Source organism: Rhodopila globiformis, from assembly GCF_002937115.1.
In the GTDB taxonomy this organism is placed as follows: Bacteria; Pseudomonadota; Alphaproteobacteria; order Acetobacterales; family Acetobacteraceae; genus Rhodopila; species Rhodopila globiformis.
Genome location: NZ_NHRY01000237.1, coordinates 1 through 17,412 on the forward strand (window position 1 = coordinate 1; position 17,412 = coordinate 17,412).

The 17,412-nt window shown below is 67.2% G+C and carries 17 protein-coding genes and 1 pseudogene; 9 read left to right on the forward strand and 9 right to left on the reverse strand.

Going from position 1 to position 17,412, the window contains the following annotated elements; all coding sequences use genetic code 11:
* The 3 genes from CCS01_RS23615 to CCS01_RS23625 form a co-directional block, all read right to left on the reverse strand.
* Nucleotides 1-587, reverse strand: a 587-nt coding sequence (locus CCS01_RS23615; protein WP_104521243.1) for a TetR family transcriptional regulator, incomplete at its 3' end; no start/stop codon positions are given.
* A gap of 442 nt (nt 588-1,029) precedes the next feature.
* The gene (proC, locus tag CCS01_RS23620; protein ID WP_275112952.1) at nt 1,030-1,848 is read right to left on the reverse strand and encodes a pyrroline-5-carboxylate reductase; all 819 of its coding nucleotides are present in this window, start codon (nt 1,846-1,848) and stop codon (nt 1,030-1,032) included.
* Complete coding sequence (locus CCS01_RS23625; RefSeq protein ID WP_104521219.1) at nt 1,845-2,348, reverse strand: type III secretion system chaperone family protein; 504 nt, start codon at nt 2,346-2,348, stop codon at nt 1,845-1,847. The genes proC and CCS01_RS23625 overlap by 4 nt, the downstream gene beginning before the upstream one ends.
* A gap of 31 nt (nt 2,349-2,379) precedes the next feature.
* Between CCS01_RS23625 and CCS01_RS33125 the strand changes: the two genes are divergently transcribed.
* Nucleotides 2,380-2,559: a hypothetical protein gene (locus tag CCS01_RS33125; RefSeq protein WP_146101927.1), complete on the forward strand. Its 180-nt coding sequence runs from the start codon at nt 2,380-2,382 to the stop codon at nt 2,557-2,559.
* A 13-nt stretch (nt 2,560-2,572) separates the two neighbouring features.
* On the opposite strand, the gene CCS01_RS23630 is transcribed toward CCS01_RS33125, so the two are convergent.
* Nucleotides 2,573-2,884 carry an accessory factor UbiK family protein gene (locus CCS01_RS23630; protein ID WP_104521220.1) on the reverse strand — a complete coding sequence of 104 codons (312 nt, stop codon included), beginning with the start codon at nt 2,882-2,884 and terminating at the stop codon, nt 2,573-2,575.
* Nucleotides 2,885-2,948: 64 nt separating this feature from the next.
* Here CCS01_RS23630 and rfaD point away from each other — a divergent pair, with 64 nt between their 5' ends.
* From rfaD to CCS01_RS23645, 3 genes are read left to right on the forward strand one after another with little or no spacing between them, the layout of a single operon-like run.
* Nucleotides 2,949-3,929, forward strand: coding sequence for an ADP-glyceromanno-heptose 6-epimerase (gene rfaD / locus CCS01_RS23635; RefSeq protein WP_104521221.1), 981 nt, complete (start codon nt 2,949-2,951; stop codon nt 3,927-3,929).
* Nucleotides 3,926-4,738, forward strand: coding sequence for a prolipoprotein diacylglyceryl transferase (lgt, locus tag CCS01_RS23640; RefSeq protein ID WP_104521222.1), 813 nt, complete (start codon nt 3,926-3,928; stop codon nt 4,736-4,738). The genes rfaD and lgt overlap by 4 nt, the downstream gene beginning before the upstream one ends.
* A gap of 20 nt (nt 4,739-4,758) precedes the next feature.
* Nucleotides 4,759-5,757, forward strand: coding sequence for a class I SAM-dependent methyltransferase (locus CCS01_RS23645; RefSeq protein ID WP_104521245.1), 999 nt, complete (start codon nt 4,759-4,761; stop codon nt 5,755-5,757).
* Nucleotides 5,758-6,310: 553 nt separating this feature from the next.
* On the opposite strand, the gene CCS01_RS23650 is transcribed toward CCS01_RS23645, so the two are convergent.
* Entirely contained in the window at nt 6,311-7,423 is a 1,113-nt protein-coding gene (locus CCS01_RS23650; RefSeq protein WP_158258566.1) for a serine hydrolase domain-containing protein, read from the reverse strand.
* Between the two features lie 700 nt (nt 7,424-8,123).
* Between CCS01_RS23650 and CCS01_RS23655 the strand changes: the two genes are divergently transcribed.
* A complete protein-coding gene (locus CCS01_RS23655) occupies nt 8,124-8,423 on the forward strand; it encodes a hypothetical protein (protein ID WP_104521224.1) in 300 nt (99 codons plus the stop codon).
* 614 nt (nt 8,424-9,037) lie between these two features.
* Here CCS01_RS23655 and CCS01_RS23660 read toward each other — a convergent pair.
* The 4 genes from CCS01_RS23660 to CCS01_RS23675 form a co-directional block, all read right to left on the reverse strand.
* Complete coding sequence (locus tag CCS01_RS23660; RefSeq protein ID WP_104521225.1) at nt 9,038-10,453, reverse strand: methyl-accepting chemotaxis protein; 1,416 nt, start codon at nt 10,451-10,453, stop codon at nt 9,038-9,040.
* A gap of 37 nt (nt 10,454-10,490) precedes the next feature.
* Complete coding sequence (locus CCS01_RS23665; protein WP_104521226.1) at nt 10,491-10,817, reverse strand: hypothetical protein; 327 nt, start codon at nt 10,815-10,817, stop codon at nt 10,491-10,493.
* Nucleotides 10,818-10,894: 77 nt separating this feature from the next.
* Complete coding sequence (locus CCS01_RS23670; protein ID WP_104521227.1) at nt 10,895-11,887, reverse strand: class I SAM-dependent methyltransferase; 993 nt, start codon at nt 11,885-11,887, stop codon at nt 10,895-10,897.
* A gap of 334 nt (nt 11,888-12,221) precedes the next feature.
* Nucleotides 12,222-13,262: a thioesterase domain-containing protein gene (locus tag CCS01_RS23675; RefSeq protein WP_158258567.1), complete on the reverse strand. Its 1,041-nt coding sequence runs from the start codon at nt 13,260-13,262 to the stop codon at nt 12,222-12,224.
* 549 nt (nt 13,263-13,811) lie between these two features.
* Here CCS01_RS23675 and CCS01_RS23680 point away from each other — a divergent pair.
* The 4 genes and pseudogenes from CCS01_RS23680 to CCS01_RS23695 form a co-directional block, all read left to right on the forward strand.
* Nucleotides 13,812-14,036 (forward strand): annotated as a pseudogene (locus CCS01_RS23680) (transposase); the annotation flags it as partial.
* 288 nt (nt 14,037-14,324) lie between these two features.
* Nucleotides 14,325-14,783, forward strand: a complete 459-nt coding sequence (locus tag CCS01_RS23685) for a DUF3237 domain-containing protein (RefSeq protein ID WP_104521230.1) — start codon at nt 14,325-14,327, stop codon at nt 14,781-14,783.
* 3 nt (nt 14,784-14,786) lie between these two features.
* Entirely contained in the window at nt 14,787-15,686 is a 900-nt protein-coding gene (gene mmsB / locus CCS01_RS23690; protein ID WP_104521231.1) for a 3-hydroxyisobutyrate dehydrogenase, read from the forward strand.
* Between the two features lie 27 nt (nt 15,687-15,713).
* Nucleotides 15,714-17,405 (forward strand): AMP-binding protein, encoded by a 1,692-nt coding sequence (locus CCS01_RS23695; protein WP_104521232.1) that lies wholly within the window; start codon nt 15,714-15,716, stop codon nt 17,403-17,405.
* The last annotated feature ends 7 nt before the right edge of the window (nt 17,406-17,412 follow it).

Below are 17,412 nucleotides of genomic sequence, written 5' to 3' on the forward strand. Positions count from 1 at the left end.
GCCTTCGCCGCAGGCGGCGCCGGGCGGCTGCCGTCCAGCCACGACGCGATGCTCTCGGCACGCTGCAGGCCGGAATCGACCGCGGCCATGGTGCTGGACAGGTCGTCCGACTTGTCCCGCTCCCAGGCGCGGACCGCCCACAGCCAGACGGCCAGCAGCCCGTGCGTCTGCACGTCGCCACGCGGCCCGGTGGCATCGACGCCGGCGGCCTGCAGCATCCAGCGCATGCTGCGCCGTGTGGAGCAGGTCAGCAGCATCGCCGTCAGCGGGTCCCCCGGCAACGCGCGCAGCAGGGCGAGGACCCCCGCGCGATGCGCCTGCAGGAAATCGAATCGCTGCATCAACAGGTCGAACAGCCGATCGCGCACCGTTCCCTCGGAGGGAACGTGGTGCAGCGCCGCCTGATCGGCCATGCGGCCGAACTTCAGCAGGATGGAGGCGATGGCCGGAAAGCGGGCGCGAGCCTCGGCCACGGACAGCTCAGCGGCACGGGCCGCCTTGACGGCGTTGACCTTGTGCCAGCCCTGTTCGGCGGCGACGCGGAACGCGGAGGCCACCAGCGCGGTGTCGAAATCAGTGTCGCTCATGCCACCAAACCATGTTGCGTTGCCAGATAGTTAACCTGCCGCCGGCGTCTTGCCCCCTCGTCATGGCCGGGCGTGTCCCGGCTATCCGCGCTTCGACGGTGGGGGGGGATGGCCGGGACACGCCCTACGCAATGCACACATCCTGGAAAAGAGTCGGAAGTGACCGTAAAATCAAGTGCTTGCCTGGGCGCCAAGAGCGCTCCCCCATCGTCATGGCCCGGCTTGTCCGGGCCACCTGTTCCAGCACGTGTGCCGCGACAGGTGGCCCGGACAAGACGGGCCATGACGAAAGGGAAACGCAGCGGCGGACCGTTTCCGAGATGTGTGCATCCCGTAGGGACACGCCCAGCCATGACAATAGAGGGACGACCCCGCGACGATAAAGGGACGACCCCGCGCCGCCCGACCATCGACACCCGCGAGACGGCATCTGCATCGTCGCTCACCCCGCGAGCTCGCGCGACCGCCGCGTCGCCGCGGCAATGGCCTGCGACACCGCGGTCGGCCAGGCGTCAGGGTTCATCAGCACGGACAGCGCCGCGGCCGTGGTGCCGCCCGGGCTGGTGACCGCCTTGCGCAGGCTGGCCGCGTCGTCCGGGTTGGCCGCCAGCAGCGCGCCGGAGCCGGACACCGTCTGGCGGGCCAGCAGCCGGGCGAGTTCAGGCGGGATGCCCTGCTCGATCGCCGCCTGCTCCATCAACTCGGCCAGCAGGAAGACATAGGCGGGGCCGCTGCCGGACACCGCCGTGACGGGATCGAGCAGGGGCTCGTCCTCGACCCAGGCGACCGTGCCGATGGCGCGCAGCAGCCGATCGCACAGCGTGCGCTGGGCGGTGCTGACGCCGGGGCCGGGGCAGCCGACGGTGATGCCCTGCCGCACCGCGGCCGGCGTGTTCGGCATCGCCCGCACGATGGCGGCGGACGGGCCGAGCAGCGCGCTGATGCCGCCGATGGTACGGCCGGCCATGATCGAGAGGAACACGCTGCTGCCGGCGAAGCGAGCATAAGCCGGCAGCGTCGCGGCGGCGTTCTGCGGCTTCACCGCCAGCACCACCGCCGCCGGGGTGAACCCGGCGGGGATGGCGGCGGCGTCGGCCACCACGGTCACGTCCGGGCCGGCGAACGAGGCGGCGTCCGGGGCCGGATCGACGGCGACCGACGGCGCCAGCCCTTCCTCCCGCCAGCCGGCCAGCATGGCGCTGCCCATACGGCCGCAGCCCACCAGCAGGATCGGGGGGATGCTTCCGGCTGTGCTGGTCACGCCTCCCCCACGCAGTCGAGCATCGCCGCCGCCAGCGCCTCGGCCGGCGTCTTGCCGCCCCACAGCACGAACTGGAAGGCGGGGAAGAAACGCTCGCATTCGGTGATCGCGATGTCGATCATGTCCTCCAGGCTCTCCGCCGAGGCGCCCGGGGCACCACGCAGCAGCACGGCGTGACGGAACACCGGCATGCCATCGTCCGATTCCAGCCCGAAATGCCCGAGCCAGAGCTTCTCGTTGGCCAGGGCGAGCAGCTCGTACAGCACCGGCCGCTGCTTCTCCGGCACCTTCATGTCAAAGGCGCAGGTGAAGTGCATCACGCTGATCTCGTGCGACCAGTTGAAATACAGGCCATAGTCGCACCACTGACCCGGCGCCTCGGCGGCCATTTCCGATTCGCTGCGACGGTCGAACGCCCATTCATTCGCGGTGACAATTTGCTCCATGACATCAAGGGGGTTGGCGGCGTTGTCCACGGACGTGGTCAGCGTTACTGACATGCGGGGTCTCCCGTCAGAAGGAAGGCCGAGCGTGGCCTTCACCCCCGGGATCGTGTTGCAGCCGGAACACCTTGCCGGCACGGCGATTCTCCCGGAGTTGGCCACAGCCCAAGCCTATTCATGTGTCATCGCCCCCCGCAAGTGGCACGACTTCTTTTTGCACCGAACGTCAGGTGTCTTTTTTTCCATGTTTCATCCGCATTCGGGATGATTTCACTGCGCTGTCATAACCCTTCCGGCGGCACGGCGTCGCTGTCGCCGGCTTCAAGTGCAGCGACCCGTGCTTCCAGCGCCGCCAGGCGGGCCTCGAGCCTGGTCACGTGTGCTTGGGCGGCCTCCTCGCCGGCGCGGGCGTTGGCGGCGAGTTCCTGGACTGCCTCGAATTCCTCGCGCTTCACCAGGTCCATGCGCTGGATCAGGTCGTCCAGCCGGGCGCGCATCACGGCCTCGGCCTCGTCGCGCAGCCCCGTCAGGGCGGAGATCGCCCCGCCGGCGACACCGGCAATGTCATCAAAGATTCGCGGACGATCGGTCATTGTATCATACTCCAGATTCTGAAACGGCTTTGCAGCCGCACAACCACCCGTATATAGCGCAACCATGATCCTGATAACTGGCGGCGCCGGATTCATCGGCTCCAATCTGCAGGCCTCGCTGGCGCGTCGCGGGCATGAGACCGTGGTCGTCGATACCCTGGGTTGTGCCGGCAAGTGGCGCAACCTGGCGAAGCACCCGCCTGCCCGCGTGGTGCCGCCGGACGATTTGCGCGCCTTCCTGGACAGCTACCCACCGATGGAGATGGTGTTCCACCTGGGCGCCGTCAGCGAGACCACGGCGGCGGACGGCGATCACACCTGGGCCACCAACGTCGAGTTGAGCCGGTTTCTTTGGGAGTGGTGTGCCGATCGGGGGGTGCGGATGGTGTATGCGTCCTCGGCCGCGACCTACGGCGCCGGCGAGCAGGGCTTCGACGACGATTTTTCGCTCGCCGCGCTGGAGCGGCTGCGGCCGCTGAACCTGTACGGCTGGACCAAGCATGCCTTTGACCTGCTGGTCGCCAAGGTGCTGACGCACCGGCGGGAGCTGCCGCCGCAATGGGTGGGGCTTAAGTTCTTCAACGTCTATGGCCCGAACGAGTACCACAAGGGCAAGATGATCTCGGTGGTGAAGGTCAAGCACGACGAAGTCGCCGGCGGCGGCCCGGCGCGGCTGTTCAAATCCGACCAGCCGGGCCTGCCGGACGGGGAGCAGAAGCGCGACTTCATCTGGGTGGCCGACATCGTTGACGTCATGCTCTGGCTGATGGAGACGCCGTCGGTCAACGGGCTGTACAACCTGGGCACCGGCCGGGCGCGCACCTACCTGGACCTGGCGCATGCGGTGTGCGACGCGGCGGGACGGCCACACGCGGTGGAATTCATCGACATGCCGGCCAGCCTGCAAAGCCAATATCAATCGTTTACCGAAGCCCGCATGGACCGGCTGCGCGCCGCCGGTTATACGGGGCAGTTCACCCCGATGGAGGAAGGCATCAGGCGCTACGTGCAGGACTATCTGGCGACGCCTGATCTCTACATATGATTCCCGTCCTGCTTTTTCCCCAGTTCGACCCGGTCCTGATCCAGATCGGCCCGTTGAGCATCCGTTGGTATGCGCTGGCCTACATCCTCGGCCTCGTCGTCGGTTGGCGCCTGGCCCGGCGGCTGGTGCAGAAGCCGCCGGTGGTGGCCACGCCGCTCCAGGTCGACGACTTCCTGACCTGGGCGACGCTGGGCGTCGTGCTGGGCGGGCGGCTCGGCTACGTGCTGTTCTACCAGCCGAGCGTGTATTTCGCCCATCCGCTGTCGATCTTCGCCGTCTGGGAGGGCGGCATGAGCTTCCACGGCGGCATGCTGGGCGTGGCGATCGCGATCATCGTGTTCTGCTGGCGCAACTCCATCCCGCTGCTGGGCTTCGCCGACCGGATCGCGGTGGTGGCGCCGATCGGCCTGGGGTTTGGGCGCATCGCCAATTTCATCAACGGCGAGCTGTGGGGCCGCCCGGCGCCCGACTGGCTGCCCTGGGCAATGATCTTCCCGCGCGCCGGGATGGTGCCGCGGCACCCCAGCCAGTTGTACCAGGCGTTCCTGGAGGGGCTGGTGCTGTTCACGGTGATGGCGGTGTTGTCGCGGCGGCAGGATCTGCGGGCGCGGTTCGGCACGCTGTCCGGGGCGTTCCTGGCCGGCTACGCCGTGGCGCGGATCATCGGCGAGTTCTTCCGCGAGCCCGACGCGTTCCTGGGCTTCCTGTGGTTTGGCACGACGATGGGGCAGCTGCTGTCGATTCCCATGCTGCTGGTGGGCCTGTGGCTGATCTGGCGGGCGCGGCCGGCGCGGCCCGGCCAGGCCTGACGGCCGCCGAACCCGCGGCCATGAGCGGGGAGCCGGAGCGCCTCGACCGGTTCATGGCGCGCGCCAACGCGGCCTATTACGCGACGCACGACCCGTTCGCCGATTTCACTACCTCGCCGGAGATCAGCCAGGTGTTCGGCGAGATCGTCGGCCTGTGGGCCGCCGTCGCCTGGCAAACGCTGGGCCGTCCGGACCCGGTGCTGCTGGTCGAGGCCGGCCCCGGCCGCGGCACGCTGATGGCCGACGCGCTGCGGGCGGTGCGCAAGGTGATGCCGGGGTTTGCCGCGGCGCTGCGGGTGCACCTGATCGAGACCTCGCCCCGCCTGCGTGCCGCCCAGGCCGCGCGCGTGCCGGAGGCAAGCTGGCACGACTCGCTGGAAACCGTGCCGGCCGCGCCGATGATCCTGGTGGCGAACGAGTTCCTGGACGCCCTGCCGATCCGCCAGTTCGTCCGCCGTGGGGACGGGTGGACCGAGCGGTTCGTCGCGGACGGCGCCTGGGCCGAGCAGCCCGCCGACGCCGCCGCGGTGCCGCCCGGGCGCGATGCGGCCGAGGGGCAGGTGGTCGAGGTCAACGAGCCGGCGCGGGCTTTCGTCGCCTCGGTGGCGCGGCGGTTGCGGGGGCATCCGGGGGTGGGGCTGTTCGTGGACTACGGACCGGCCCGCAGTACCGCCGGCGACAGTCTCCAGGCGATCGCCGGGCGCAAGCCGGCGCCGCCGCTGTCGCCGTTGGGGTCGGCCGACCTGACGGCGCATGTGGATTTCGCCGACATGGCGGCGGCGGCACGGGCGGCAGGCGCGGCGGCGCAGGGGCCGGTGACGCAGAGCGAATTCCTGGTCGCCCTGGGGGTGTTCCAGCGGACCGAGGCGCTGGCGCGGGGCCGCACGCCGGAGCAGGTAACGGCGCTGCGGCAGGCGACGCAGCGGCTGGCCGATCCGCGGGCGATGGGGGATCTGTTCAAGGTGCTGGCGGTGACGTCGCCGGGGTGTCCGGGATTGCCGGGCGTGGCCGCTGGGTGAACACCATGGGAACCATGATAAGGTCGCGGACGGAGAAGGACTGGCGGCTCGGCTCGTTGCCCACTGTCAGGGCGGGGGCACGCCTCATTGGCGGCGGGACAGCGGCGGCTGTTGCCGTGTCCCAACCGGCCTGCCGTCTGCTGTAACCCCAGTCGGACGGCGACGCCACCGACCTTTCGAGCAATCCTCACCGTCATGCCCGGGTTTGCGGTCACTGGGCACACGCCCGGCCATGACGGTGAGACAACAGACCTGGCCTTATCTCGCGAAGTTACAGCAGACCGCAGGTTAGTTGGGACGCAGACGGCCTGTCCTCATCGTCATGGCCCGGCTCGTCCGGGCCACCTGTCGCGGCACACGTGCTGGAATAGGTGGCCCGGACAAGCCGGGCCATGACGAAAGGGAAACGCAGCGGCGGACCGTTTCCAGGATGTGTGCATTGCGTAGGGACAAGCCGGGCCATGACGAGTGAGGTGCGCCGTCGCCGTGTCTCAACCAACCTGCGGTCTGCTGTAGCGCTTATGGGGACAAGCCGGGCCATGACGGATGCGGATCAGTCGATCGCCGCATGCACCAGGTTCGACACCCGGTCCAGCCGCGCGGAGTGCCACGGATCGGGGCTGACGAAATTGGTCAGGTAGCTGAACGACACGCCGCTGCTCGGGTCCGCCCAGGAATACGACGAGCCGACCCCGCCGTGCCCGAACGTCACCGGCGCGCCAATCGTGCCCAGCCCGCGGATTCGGTCACTCTCGCCGCGCACGTGCGGGCCGAGGCCGCGATGCATCGGGATGTTGGTCATCTGCACGTCCGGCGCCTCGCCGGTATGGTTCCGCGCCACGTAGGCGATCAGCCGGGGCGAGAACAGCCGCACGCCGCCCAGCCGCCCGCCGTTGCCCAGCATCTGGTAGAACGCCGCCATGCCCCGCGCCGTGGCGTAGCCGCCGCCGCTCGGCAGGCCGGCGGCGCGGAAGGCGGCGGAGTTGTCGCGCGGCTCCGGCGCATAGGTGTCGGCGCAGCGGGCCTGCTGCGCTTCCGGCACGCCGACGAAGATGTCGTCGCCAAGGCCGAGCGGCGCGATCACCCGCTCGCGGATCACGTCGCGGTAGTCCTGGCCGGTGACCGCCTCGACCACCATCGCCTGCACCAGGTGCGCAGCGCGAGGGTGGTACTGCAGCCGCGAGCCGGGGCTCCAGTCCAGCGAGAAGTCGCAGACCTCGGCACGCATCCGGGCGTGGTCGGTCCAGGTCGCCTGGGAGACGTCGCCGCCGGGGAAGCCGCCCTGGTGGGTCATCACCTGGTGCAGCGTGATCTCGCCTTTCCCCCGCGCCGCGAACGCCGGCAGGTGATCGGCCACGCGATCCATGAACGACAGGCGGCCGTCCTCCACCAGGGTCCAGACCGCGGCCGAGGTCAGCACCTTGGTCTGGCTGAACAGCAGGAACAGCGTGTCGTCGCCGGCTGGAACGGTGCCGCCTTCGGTGCGGGCGTCGCCATAGGTGCGGCACAGCGCCAGCTTGCCGTGGCGGGCGAGGGCGATCTGCGCGCCGGCATAGCGGCCCTCGGCGACGTGCGCCCGGATCAGCGCATCGAGGTGATCCAGCGGCCGTTCGGCGAAGCCGAGCGCCGAGGGATTGGATTCCGGAAGCGGGTAGGGCGCGGCCATGGTCGTTTCCTCCTGCGGGTTGGCGTTGGTGCAGGTTAGGCTGGAGCAACGGCGAAGGCCAATTGCGTGACGACTGCGGCGATTGCATCGGCACGGCTGCGCGCCTGGCTTGCAGGCGAAGCAGGCGACACCGCCAACGTACCGGCGCACGTCTGCCGGGTCTTTCGCCAACATCGCTGGTGACCAGGGCAGTTGGCCCCGAGCCAGGTCCTGCGGTTCGGGCAAGGCCACATGAACCGGCTGCCGGTTCGTCCGCAGGCGCGTATTTGCGGGCGCGTTGCGCAGAATTGGCGACGATCCGGCGGTATCACTGTTCAGTGATGGTTCCGCGGCTTGATTCAACTGTGCTATAAGCTGGTATCTTGGCGCAGTTCAAAAGACTCTGCGACCGGACAAGCAAAAAATCAATCCTGCAAAGAACAGATCGTCGGGAGGATTTATGTCCAGTGATCTCAGGCTTGCGCTACCCGTGGTGTGCCTGGCCCTTGCGCTGGGCCCAGGGGCGCGTGCCCAGCACGCGGCTCTGTCCGATGAAGTCTACATGAAACAAGCCCTCGCCGCAGCGCCGAAATCTGTCGCCAGGGATGCCTCGGTCATACGATTGGAGCATGACGGAACATGGCGGACCCTGCGCGTAGGAACGAATGGATTTACCTGCCTGATCATGGGCACGGACAGGATGTGTAACGACAGGAACAGCATGCAGTTCCTCCAGGCCATGATGAAGCATGAGCCGCCACCCAATCAGCTTGGGTTCTCGTACATGCTGGGCGGAGACACTGGTCCAGCCGGCGAAACCGGCGGCGCCAGCAATACCGATCCGTCCGCGGCGGCAAGGACAGCCGACAACCACTGGATCGTCACGGGGCCCCATATCATGCTGTTCGGGCCGCCGGCGAAGGCGCTGGGCTATACGGAAGCTGCCGATCCCGATCCGACCCGGCCATACATGATGTGGGCCGGCACGCCCTATGAACATGCGATGGTTCCGGTGAAGTAGCGCACTTCGCAGGCACCATTCGGACAAGCCACAGCGGACCGCAGGTAGGTTGGGACGCGCAGTCGCTGCCTCGTCGTCATCGCGGCCGAAGGGCCGCTATCCACGCCTTTGCCGGTATTAGCACCGTAAGGCGTGGATGGCGGGCCTGCGCCCCATTGGCGTTAAAATAGCGTGGCGGCGGCACGATGCTTGCCATTCCGTCATGGCCCGGCTTGTCCGGGCCACCTATTCCAGCACTGTGCCGCGACAGGTGGCCCGGACAAGCCGGGCCATGACGAGGAGGCAACAGCCAGCCCCATTTTTAACGCCAATGGGGCCTGCGCCCGCCATGACGATGAGGGCACCCCGTCCCAACTGACCTGCGGTCTGCTGCAGCACCTTGCACGTCCCAGGGGCACGTCCCAGGGGCACGTCCCAGGGCAAAATGCCTGTCCGTCCGGCGAAATACGGCAGAACAGGAATGATGCAATTGAATAACGGCACCCCCCGGTCTGACTGTGCGGACGTGCCGCCAGTACCGGCTGCCGGCGAGTGAGCCGCAGGCAGGATGGCCTGAACAGGCACGCGACGGCCCGCACCGATACGGCTTCCGCTGACGGTATGACGAATGCGGCCTACGCCTGCCGCATCGTTTGGACGAAACGATGCACGGACGCGGCCATGCCCTCGCAGTTCTCCTTCAGCGAGCCGGAGGCGCCGTAGCCGGCCTCCGCCGCGGCCTTCGTCGTTCCGGTCGCCTCCGACAGGCCGGACAGCGACGCCATGATCGAGCCGGTTCCCCTGGCCGCCAGTTGCGCCGCGCGGGCGATCTCGGCGGTGGCCGCGCCCTGTTCCTCGACCGCGGCGGAAACGGCGGCGGTGATCTCCTCGAGTTCGGTGATCACCCGGGCGATGCCGGCGATCGCCGACACCACGAGGCCGGCCTCGGCCTGGATCGCCTCCACCTGGCCCTTGATCTCATCGGTTGCCTTTGCGGTCTGCGAGGCCAGTCCCTTCACCTCGCCGGCGACCACCGCGAAGCCCTTGCCCGCCTCTGACGCGCGGGCGGCTTCGATGGTGGCGTTCAGCGCCAGCAGGTTGGTCTGCGACGCAATGCCGGTGATCAGTTGGACGATGTTTTCGATCTGCGTGGTCTTGGCCGCGAGGGCCTGCATTTTTTCAGTGGCCTGGCCGGTGCCCTCGACGGCGCGGTGGGCGATCCCGGCGGCGCGCCCCAACTGGCTGCTGATCTCGGCGACCGACGCCGCGAGCTGCTCGGTCGCCGAGGCCACCGTCTGCACGCTGACCTTCGTTTCTTCCGAGGCGTCGACGATCTGCGCCGTGCTGGACGCGGCGCCGACCGCGGCCTGCGACAGGCTCTCGGCATTCTCATGCACCGCACGCGCGGCGTTCGTCATCGCGCCCATGGCGGCGCCGACTTCCGATTCAAGCCGCGTGCTGAGATCGGCCTGCACGCGCTGCCGCTCGGCCGTCGCTTCCTGGATGCGCTGCGCCTCGCGGGCGTTGGCCTGCGCCTGTGCCTGCCTGGCTGCCTCGGTTTCGGCCAGGGCCTGCTGCGTCAGGGTGAACAGGCCGGCGAGCTGGTACGCCAGCCATGCCAGGGCGCCGGTCTCCAGCACCACGATCACCGCGTGCAGGAACACGCGGCCCAGGTCGAACCCGTCGGGAAACACCGCGGCCGGAAGGATGAAATTCAGCACGAGGTGGTGGGCGGCGATGGTGCCGGCGGCGACCAGCAGGACGACCCAGTCGCAATAGGCCGTCAGGACGGCCAGCGCGGCAAAAAAGTACATGTGGCCGTCGATCTGCCAGGCATTGCCGCTGAGCTCGGCGACGATCAGCGACACCGTGCCGACCATGGCGATGGCGATGGTGATGTGGGTTTCCCGGCGCTCGCCCCACAGCGCCAGGCATCCGGTCGCCACGGCGGCCAGGCCAGCCGCGGCCGATGCGGCGAAGACCCAGGGGCTGCCGGTCCACAGCGCGATAAGGGCGATCAGCGGCGGATGGATCCACAGCAAGGCGATCATGGCCTTGCTTGCGGCGTGACGGAGTGTTTCGAGATCTTTATGAACGCGCATAGACCGACTTTCGTGCAACGCAACCGCCCAGCGCCTGGGCGTCCAGAACGAGAAATGCCCCCGCCGCCCGCAGCCTGGCGGCAACGGCGGGATCGGGCGAGACCGTTACTGCAATGAACGGAAACGCGCCGAAACGGATGAATGGCCCGCCCGCCCGCGCCACGGCTTCGAACACCTGCGTGGCGTTCCACCACGGCGGAAAGATCGCCGCGACCGGGCGGCCGGCCGCCGGCGCCAGGCCGGCGAAGCCCGCGAGCAGCAGGCTGGCCAGCAGCATCAGGACCGGAACGACGCGCGGCGCGAGACGTGACATGCCCCTCCCATAGCCAGCCCTATTCGCATTCGCAATTAAAATAGTGCTGGGCTGTCGCCAGGCTGCCCCGGCCATGCTCAGTGCCGGCGTAACAGGAATGCCGCCTGATCGCCTCGCGACTGCGCGTTGAGGTGAACGGCGCACTTGCGAAAGGCGCGCATTTCGCCTGGTGAAAAGATCGAGCTGTCCGGGTTTACGGCGTAGGAACGGGGATCGTTCAGGGATATGCCGCGTCGGTATTGCTCGCTGCCGTAAAATTGCAATTCAGAGGAGTCATCAACGACTGTCTCGACCGCCAACCCGGCCGCATCGGCCAGGATGCCGATGCCTTTGCGCGACGGCACGGCAAAATGCCTGGGAGCGTCGAGCTGGACCCAATCCGGGCCGTACCGGTCCCAGGCTTCCGAGGAAACCGTCGGCACCCGGACGAGGCAAATGCCACCGGAGCGGAGATGATTCGCTGCCATTTGAACGACAGTGACCGGGTCCGGCACATGTTCGAGCGAGTGGTGGAACGTGATCACGTCGTACAGGCCCTCCACCTCGGAGATCCGGGCCTTTCTGATTGTGACGCCATCGGACAGGCTGATGTCTTCGGCAATGAACGGGTCCACCCCGGACAGGTGACGAAATCCCGCGTTGGCCAGGCTGCTCAGCCACGTCCCGGCGCCGCAGCCGACGTCGAGGATACGATGATGACTCTGAACCCCATGTCCACACAGCAGATTCAGCACCGGGTTCGGCTTCAGGCGGGAGATACAGGAGTCGATCACGTTTGACTGGTGCATGGCACGGCGATCACGCTGACGGATCAGCCACCGCCTGAGGCGGGTCTTGGGAGGAGTCGCAAAAGAATAGTAGTTCAATGGATAGTATTTTTGTAAATCAAGCTCCGAAAGGTCATGATTGAGTGAGACGCTGCCGCAGTTGTCGCACTGGAAATACTCAAATTCGTCACGGAATCCAAACATCATCTCGCGGGCAGCGAGCGTTGTGCCATTCGCGGTTGCGCAGATCCGGCACCGGCCCATAATAGCCTCCCAGCGGCGTTCAATGTCATTCTCTCGCATTCACGCAAAAGTGCAATCGCAGGATGATCGCTCCTTTACTCCTATCGCCGATGGTGAATACATGCTATGGCATGTAGGGTCAAATAGTGTCCTTCTTGCACCGCATGCAGGATTTGCTGAAGATCATCGAAGATTTACAGTCGCCACGGTCACTGCCGCGTCATGGCCGTTGCCAGTCCGGCATGTCGGAAAGAGGCGGCCTGCCGCGCTCCATACGCTTTTACGCCAGTAGGCTGGCACCAATGGTGCCGGGGCGTTCGCGGTTGGTGCCTCAGGTCTCAAGACATTGAGCGTGGCGCCATGACGCGCGTGAGCGCTCGTGCTCTGCCCTTCGTCATGCGCGGCCCGGGGAAACAATTTCCATGATTTGCCCTTGCAGATGCTGCGCGAGCGCTCTGACGTGGTTGTCGCGCATGATGCTGAGATGCGTTCCGTCGACCGGCACGACGATCGACCGCGGCGCGATTTGGCGCCAGATTCTTCCGACCTGGGGCAGGTGCAGCAGGGGCTTCACCCGCGCCTCGTAAGCAATCACCCGTCCGGGATATGTCTGCGGCGTATAGGCGAGAAGAGCGTTGTACAGCCTCTTTATGAACGACTGCTGATCTTCGGGGTAGCGGGAAAGGTCTATCAGTCCCGCGACCTTGTAACCGGTGGCGGTTGCGTTCCTGCTGCCCGCGGCCAGGCCGATCTGCGCGGCGTATACCGCCTTGCTGCCGATACGCCGCGCTATTGGGCGCAGAGCGGTGATCCGCAGGACATTCTCGTTGTACAGGCAGGCCGGGATGTTGCAGACCAGCTCCCAGAGGTACATCGGATGCCACCGGGGGTAGCCGGCATTGGTATTTTCGGGCCCCGCGTCGATTGCGACGAGCAGGTCCACATCACGGCCTCTGGCGCGCAGGTTGCGAGCGATCTTCAGTGCGATGATCGCGCCCGCCGACCATCCCCCCAGCAGGAACGGGCCGCTTGGTTGAAACAGGGCGAGATGATGTGCGTAATAATCGGCTATGGCCTCGACCGAGGCACCAAACCGGGAGTCTGCCATCCTAGCTGGTGGCGCCTGGATGCCATACAGGCGCACGGCGGGCATGTGCCTGGCCAGGTGGCAAAAATCCATCCCGCCGGCGCCGGACAGTGCATGCACGCAGTAGAAATTCGGACGCCGTCCGTCGTCTTCCACGTTGCCGCTGTCGACGGCGATAACGACACGCTCAGACTTTCGTGATGCCCTGGAGAACAACGCCAACAACGCGCTGTTGTTATTTGTCGTTCTACCAACAATCGACGGTACGACAGCCTGTTGGGCTGACGCGATGTCCTGACGAGCCTGACCAACATGGGGAGCTAACGGCACTTCCGTCGCGTCAAGCATAGCCTCAATCCCTGCGCTGGGTTCTACTAAGAAGACGGTCAAACCCCTGCCGTCCGGCCCGCGAACCGCCCCGATCGTCATGGCGGCCGCAGCGCCGCCATCCACGCCTTTGGTGATAGCGACACCGCAAGGCGTGGATGCCGGGCCTTCGCCCGGCATGACGATCAGGGATGGCCGCTGTTTGGCCGCCTCCTTAGTAATATCATTTGAAGCGAGTGGCCTCGCCAATGAAATATTTGCGATTTCGTCATACTGATTTATACAAAGACTCTACTTATGCGAAGACTCTCCGGGGAAACAGGTGGATCGGCGTCGGCTTGCAATGGCCATCGAATCACGGTGAAATGATCTTTCGAGTAACGGAGGGCGGCTGCGTTTTATTAATGTCAACGATGAAATCACGGCACAGCCTGTCCAATCACATCGCAGGCGGGCGCCACCTTGGCCTGAAGGGCCAACCATGACATGAAAGTTACCTGCGCAACTATTCCGTGGGGCCGCCTCTGAACAATGTACGGTCGTCCTCTGCGCGCACGACTGCGGTCTGACACCGTGCCCGGCGTCGGGCCGGTACTGAGCGCCGCGCTGATCGCCCTGCTGCCGGAACTCGGCACTCTCCTCTCGCGCCGCCAGATCGCCTGTCTGGCCGGCATCGCGCCGTTCGATCACGACAGCGGCAAATACCGCGGCGAGGGCCACATCAAGGGCGGACGCCCCGCCCTGCGCGAGGTGCTCTACATGGCGACCCTGGCAGCCATGCGCTTCAATGCAGCAACGTTCCCGGCACCGGGCGAGCGCCTGGTTTTGCAGTTGTCAAAGGATTCATGCATACGGCAGGACTCATCCGGGCCATGACGATGGGGGCCAGGACCGCACACCCGCTGCCGGTGGCCCGCGGCCAACCGAACGGCAGGCGAGGCCGTTCCATGAGGCGCGGCCTTCGGATGCGACGGGAAGCGCCCATTGCGGGCCTCCGAATGCATCGTCGGGGGCTTCCCCCCACCTTGTCTCCCCCCACCGGATCAGGTCTGATCCCCTCCGCGACCCGGGAGGAATCGACACATGGCCGAAATCCGCACCGCCCACCTGTTCACCCTGAAGCTCGCCGTCAGCGGGTTGCAACCCGTCGGCGACACCCCCGCCGGCAACCGCCGCATCGGCCTCGTCGCCGGCGGCACGTTCGAGGGGCCGAAACTCCGCGGCACCGTGCTGCCCGGCGGCGCCGACTGGATCATCGTCCGGCCCGACGGCGTCACCACCCTCGACGTCCGCCTCGTGCTGCAGACCGACGACGGCGCCGCCATCGGCATGACCTACAAAGGTCTGCGCCATGGCCCTGCCGACGTCATGGAAAAGCTCAACAGCGGCCAGTTCGTCGATCCCTCCCAGTACTACTTCCGGACCATGGTCACCTTCGAGACCGCCGCGCCGCGCTACGCCTGGCTGAACAGCGTGTTCGGCATCGGCACGGGCAGCCGTCCGCCGGAAGGCCCCATCTACGACATCTTCGAGGTACTCTGACAAATGGCAACCATCGGATTCATCGGCCTCGGCAACATGGGCGGCCCCATGGCGGCCAACCTTGTGAAAGCCGGCCACAGCGTCACCGGCTACGACCTCAACCTCGGCGCGCTGGAACTGCTCGCCAAGGCCGGCGGCAAGACCGCCGCCAGCGCCGCCGAGGCGACCAAAGGCGCCGACACCGTCATCACCATGCTGCCCGCCGGCCAGCACGTGCGTGATGTCTACCTGCACCAGGGCGGCGTCATCGAAACCGTCAAGGCCGCCCGGCCGCTGCTGATCGACTGCTCCACTATCGACGTCGAGACCGCCCGCGCCGTCACCGCCGCGGCGGTGACGGCGGGGCTGGCGATGCTCGACGCCCCCGTCTCCGGCGGCACCGCAGGCGCGCAGAACGCCACTCTGACCTTCATGGTCGGCGGCACGGACGACGCCTTCGCCCGCGGCCGGCAGATCCTGGAGGCGATGGGCAAGAACATCTTCCACGCCGGCGGCCCGGGGGCAGGGCAGGCGGTGAAGATCTGCAACAACATGATGCTCGCCATCAACATGATCGGCGTGTCCGAAGGCTTCCTGCTGGCGCAGAAGCTGGGCCTGGACTGGAGCAAGCTGCACCAGATCTGCGCCACCGCCACGTCCAACTCCTGGGCGCTGTCCAGCTATTGCCCGGCGCCGGGGCCGGTGCCGAATGCGCCGTCCAACCGCGACTACGCCCCCGGCTTCGCCGCCGCGCTGATGGCCAAGGACGTGAAGCTGTCGCAGGAGGCGGCGGACGCGACCGGCACGCCGACGCCGCTGGGCGCCCAGGCGCTGCGTTTCTACCAGCAGGTGGTGGACGAAGGGCAGGGGGGCAAGGATTTTTCAGTTGTCTTTCGTTGGCTTTCGCAACAGAAGCGTGGATGAACCACACGTCCAAGGGGGAAACCGGCAATGACGGCGGCGGCATTCAAGGCGGCTCGTGACTTCCTGCTGGCGCATCGCACCGACTACGCCACCGCCTACCGCGACTTCCGCTGGCCGGCGCTCGACCGCTTCAACTGGGCGCTCGACTGGTTCGACGGCGAGCTGGCGCGCGGCGACACCGCCAACCAGCCCGCCCTGGTCATTGTCGGCGACGGCGCCGCCTGCCTGACCTTCGCCGAGTTGTCGGAACGGTCCAACCGCGTCGCCAACGGCCTGCGGGCGCTGGGGGTGAAGCGCGGCGACCGCATCCTGCTGATGCTGGGCAACATCGTGCCGCTGTGGGAGGTGATGCTGGCGGCAATGAAGCTGGGCGCCGTCGTGATCCCCGCGACAACGTTACTTGCGAAGAACGATTTGGCCGATCGCTTCGACCGCGGCCGGGCGCGGCATGTGGTGGCCACCAGTGCCGACGCGCCGAAGTTCGACGGCTTCGATCCCAGCCTGACGCGCATCGCCGTCGGCGACCCGGTGCCAGGCTGGACCCGCTACGACACGCTGCTGGCGGCGCCGGCCGAGTTCAACCCCGACGGCGAGACGCTCGCCGACGATCCGCTGCTGCTGTATTTCACCTCCGGCACCACGGCGAAGCCGAAGCTGGTGCTGCACTCGCACCGGTCCTATCCCGTCGGGCACCTGTCCACGATGTATGCGCTGGGGCTGAAGCCCGGCGACATCCACCTGAACGTGTCCTCGCCCGGCTGGGCCAAGCATGCGTGGAGCTGCTTATTCGCCCCCTGGAACGTCGGCGCCACGGTGTTCATCGCCAGCCAGGGCCGCTTCCACGCCCGCACCCTGCTGGACACCATCGCCGCCAACAAGGTCACAACGCTGTGCGCCCCGCCCACGGTGTGGCGCATGCTGATCCAGGAGGACCTGAAGTCGATCCCGCACAGCCTGCGCGAGGTGCTGGGCGCCGGCGAGCCGCTGAACCCCGAGGTGATCGACCAGGTCAAGGCCGCCTGGGGCCTGACCATCCGCGATTTCTACGGCCAGACCGAGACCTCCGCCCAGGTCGGCAATCCGCCCGGCCAGCCGATCAAGGCCGGGTCGATGGGGCGGCCGCTGCCCGGGTTCGATATCCGCCTGCTCGACCCGGACGGCGAGGAGGCCGAGGAAGGCGAACTGTCGATCATGCTCGACCCGCGGCCGACCGGGCTGATGCGCGGCTACCAGCAGGACGACGGCTCAATCGCCGGCCTGTCCGGCGACGCCTACCGCACCGGCGACGTCGCGTCGCGGGATGCCGAGGGCTACCTGACCTATGTCGGCCGCGCCGATGACGTGTTCAAAGCCTCGGACTACCGCATCAGCCCGTTCGAGCTGGAAAGCATCCTGATCGAGCACCCTGCGGTCGCCGAGGCCGCCGTGGTGCCCGCGCCCGACCCGATGCGGCTCGCGGTGCCGAAGGCGTACGTCGCCCTGGTCGGCGGGGCCGCGGGCGACCGGGAGACGGCGCTGTCGATCTTCCGCCACCTGCGCGAGCGGCTGGCACCGTTCAAGCGGGTGCGCCGGCTGGAGTTCTATGAACTGCCGAAGACCATCTCCGGCAAGATCAGGCGGGTGGAGTTGCGGCAGATGGAGAAAGTCCGCGCCGCCGCCGGCACGCGGGAAGCCGCCGAATTCCGCGAGGAGGATTTCCCGGAACTCGCCGGGCGGTAGGCGATGG

What these genes read in the sequence shown, in the direction of transcription:
- CCS01_RS23675 (WP_158258567.1), bottom strand. Translation starts at nt 13,262, where the DNA reads ATGCTTGACGCGACGGAAGTGCCGTTAGCTCCCCATGTTGGTCAGGCT.
- CCS01_RS23625 (WP_104521219.1), bottom strand. Translation starts at nt 2,348, where the DNA reads ATGTCAGTAACGCTGACCACGTCCGTGGACAACGCCGCCAACCCCCTT.
- CCS01_RS23660 (WP_104521225.1), bottom strand. Translation starts at nt 10,453, where the DNA reads ATGATCGCCTTGCTGTGGATCCATCCGCCGCTGATCGCCCTTATCGCG.
- CCS01_RS23665 (WP_104521226.1), bottom strand. Translation starts at nt 10,817, where the DNA reads ATGTCACGTCTCGCGCCGCGCGTCGTTCCGGTCCTGATGCTGCTGGCC.
- CCS01_RS23630 (WP_104521220.1), bottom strand. Translation starts at nt 2,884, where the DNA reads ATGACCGATCGTCCGCGAATCTTTGATGACATTGCCGGTGTCGCCGGC.
- rfaD (WP_104521221.1), top strand. Translation starts at nt 2,949, where the DNA reads ATGATCCTGATAACTGGCGGCGCCGGATTCATCGGCTCCAATCTGCAG.
- mmsB (WP_104521231.1), top strand. Translation starts at nt 14,787, where the DNA reads ATGGCAACCATCGGATTCATCGGCCTCGGCAACATGGGCGGCCCCATG.
- lgt (WP_104521222.1), top strand. Translation starts at nt 3,926, where the DNA reads ATGATTCCCGTCCTGCTTTTTCCCCAGTTCGACCCGGTCCTGATCCAG.
- CCS01_RS23655 (WP_104521224.1), top strand. Translation starts at nt 8,124, where the DNA reads ATGCAGTTCCTCCAGGCCATGATGAAGCATGAGCCGCCACCCAATCAG.
- CCS01_RS23685 (WP_104521230.1), top strand. Translation starts at nt 14,325, where the DNA reads ATGGCCGAAATCCGCACCGCCCACCTGTTCACCCTGAAGCTCGCCGTC.
- CCS01_RS23645 (WP_104521245.1), top strand. Translation starts at nt 4,759, where the DNA reads ATGAGCGGGGAGCCGGAGCGCCTCGACCGGTTCATGGCGCGCGCCAAC.
- CCS01_RS23695 (WP_104521232.1), top strand. Translation starts at nt 15,714, where the DNA reads ATGACGGCGGCGGCATTCAAGGCGGCTCGTGACTTCCTGCTGGCGCAT.
- CCS01_RS23650 (WP_158258566.1), bottom strand. Translation starts at nt 7,423, where the DNA reads ATGGCCGCGCCCTACCCGCTTCCGGAATCCAATCCCTCGGCGCTCGGC.
- CCS01_RS23670 (WP_104521227.1), bottom strand. Translation starts at nt 11,887, where the DNA reads ATGCGAGAGAATGACATTGAACGCCGCTGGGAGGCTATTATGGGCCGG.